A 2,539-nucleotide genomic window follows, 5' to 3' on the forward strand; every position below is an offset into this window, starting at 1 on the left:
GCAAAGTCATCGTTGAAGCGCACCTCCGCAAGAATGCGTCGCGTCATTTCCACATGACTCTCCATCACCGCGCGCTCCTGCGGCGAGAGTGTGCCCTTGGCGATGCACAGCTTCTCCACCTGCTGGGGCGTGAGGCTGTGCTCTTGCTCGTCGCGGCTCCAGTACGTGCGCTGAGCCGCAGAGCGCAGGGCCTCTGCCGTCTCCTGCGGCACGAAGCCGGCGCTGTTTGCCTCGAGCACCAGCTCGCGCGTGGCACCCAGCTCCAGGAGTGCGTAGTCGCGCTCGGAAGCGCTCAAGCGGCCCTCGAAAAACGCCAGGCGCTGGCGGTCTTGGAGCAGCTGGATGCGCGCGAGCACAGCATCGAGCTCCGCGCCCAGGCGTGTGGGCTTGTCCATGACAGCCGTGGGGATGACCATCTTGCCGATGTCGTGCAGCAGCGCCGCCATCATCAGCTGGTCTGTGCGCTCGCGGCTGAAGGGCTCGCCCCCGGGCTGCCCGTCCGCCGCCAGCGCGTCCAGCCGCTGCGCGATGAGCCCGGCGTAGTGCGCCACCTTGCGCGTGTGGCTGCCGTTGTACGGCGTGCGCTGGTCGATCGCCGCCGCCATCGCGCTGGTGAACGACCACATCTGCGCGCGGATCTCCTCGATGTAGGCCATCTGGCGCATGGCCACGGCGGCCTGGCTGGCCAGCGCCTGCAGCAGCCGCATGCGCTCCGGCGCAAAGCTGCACAGCTGACCGCGCTCGTCCTGCGCGTTGATGAGCTGCATCACGCCCAGCACCTGCCCGCTGCTGTCCATGAGCGGCACGGCCAGCACCGATCGCGTGCGGTAACCCGTCTGCTCGTCAAAGCGCTTGGGGCCAGAGAAGTCGAACTCGTCGTGCTCGTCGTAGACGTCGTCGATGGATACTGCGCGCGCGTTGAGGGCCGCCCATGCACTCACGTTGGAGGCCTGCATGGGCACAGGCGGCATGTCCAGGTCCTCGCCGTTGCCGCCGCGGTCAACGCCCATGGAGTGCGTCTTCATGATCTTGAAGTGCAGCGCGCTGTCCTTGAGCACGTACAGCGTGCCGCCGTCGCAGTTGGCGATGCCCATGCTCTTGGTGAGGATGGTGTCCAGCAGGCGCGCGCTGTCCTTCTGGCGGGTGAGCTCGATGCCGGTCTCCAGGACCTCCTGCAGCATGCGGATGTCGAGCGGCGCGTCGGCCGCGGGCGCGTCAACAGCGGGCGCGACCTCGCTCTCCGCGGCCTCGCCCGCCGGCCGCAGCGCCTCCATCGCCTCCAGAGACTCCCGCGCGTCCTCCAGCGTGCGCACCTCCATCAGCATGGGCACGCCGGGGATGTGCGCATCCGCCAGCGCCGCAAAGCCGGGGTAGTCGATGCTCCCCTGCCCCACCGGCCAGTGCCGGTCTGCGTAGAGGTCGTTGTCGTTGAGGTGCACGTGGCGCACGTAGGGCCCCAGCTGCTCCAGCCACGCGCGGGCCGGCGTGGCGGAAAGGCTCGCGTGCGCCAGGTCAAAGGTCAGCCCAAAGTTCGGCACGTCCTCCATGCGCCGCGCCAGCGCCAGCAGCTGGTCCGGCTCCTGCTCGATGGTGTTCTCCAGCCACACGTCCAGGCCGGGGTTTTCCGCGCACAGCTGGCGGAAGAGCGACTCTGCCGCGTTCAGCCATACTTCTGGCGGGATGGACAGGCGCATGCCGCCGTAGATGTCCGAATGGAAGGTGACGCCGCGCACGCCCAGGCGGCCGGCCAGCTCAAGCGACTGCCGCATGAGCGCGCGGCTGCGCTGGGCGATGGCGCTGTCCATGCTGTTGGGCTTGATGTCGAAGAACACGCCGTGCAGGGTGTCATGCGAGCGGTCGCGCTCAAGCGCCAGGTAGGCCGCCATGCGGCGCTCGGTCTCTGCCGCGTCCTCGTAGACGGCGGGCTGGTAGAAGTCGTCGTACTCGAAGGCAGCGCCATACTCCTCTGCCAGCGCCACGCTCTCCTCCAGGCGCTCCACATCCGGCACGATCAACCAACTCCGCTTCATTGCCTCTTCCCTCCATCTCGCAACATCTCCGCTATTGTGCCAGCTCAGAGACCCTGTCCTAACCCAGCAGCATCTATTCTTTCAACGTCAATTCGACCAAGCGAACGTTAGTGAGCGCGTGGAGAAATCTCGGATTGAGTCAGGGGACCAAAGCTCGAGACACGGTCTTGCAGGTCCACCCGAGATTTCTCCACTCCGGCACTTCGTGCCTCCGGTCGAAATGACGGCCCGGAGGGTCCCTTCACCGCGTCCCTAGCGCTCGCCATCATCGGCCAGGCCCACTACGCGCAGCACGTCGACGGCGTTGGCCTTGCCCTTCAGCGCCAGCGGGCCCACCTCCTCCACCAGCACGCGGCCCTCTAGCCGCTCGTACAGCGTGCGCGAAATGTAGATCTGCCCGCGCGGCGCGTTGGCCTCCAGGCGCGCGGCCGTGTTCACCGTGTCGCCAATGGCGGTGTAGTCCTTGCGGAACTCGCAGCCGATGTTGCCCACAACGGCCGGCCCGCAGT

Annotated in this window: 2 protein-coding genes; both read right to left on the bottom strand. The window is 67.3% G+C overall.

Translation table 11 applies throughout. The features are described 5' to 3' along the window. Positions 1-2,030: TIM barrel protein (locus tag ACI38Z_RS05810; protein WP_439789247.1), on the bottom strand; the 2,030-nt coding region annotated here is incomplete at its 3' end. A 252-nt stretch (positions 2,031-2,282) separates the two neighbouring features. Continuing rightward, positions 2,283-2,539 (bottom strand): adenylate/guanylate cyclase domain-containing protein (locus ACI38Z_RS05815; protein ID WP_439789248.1); only part of this gene is annotated, 257 nt, incomplete at its 5' end.

Origin of the sequence: Parafannyhessea sp. (assembly GCF_051876455.1) — a bacterium.
Classification (GTDB): domain Bacteria; phylum Actinomycetota; class Coriobacteriia; order Coriobacteriales; family Atopobiaceae; genus Parafannyhessea.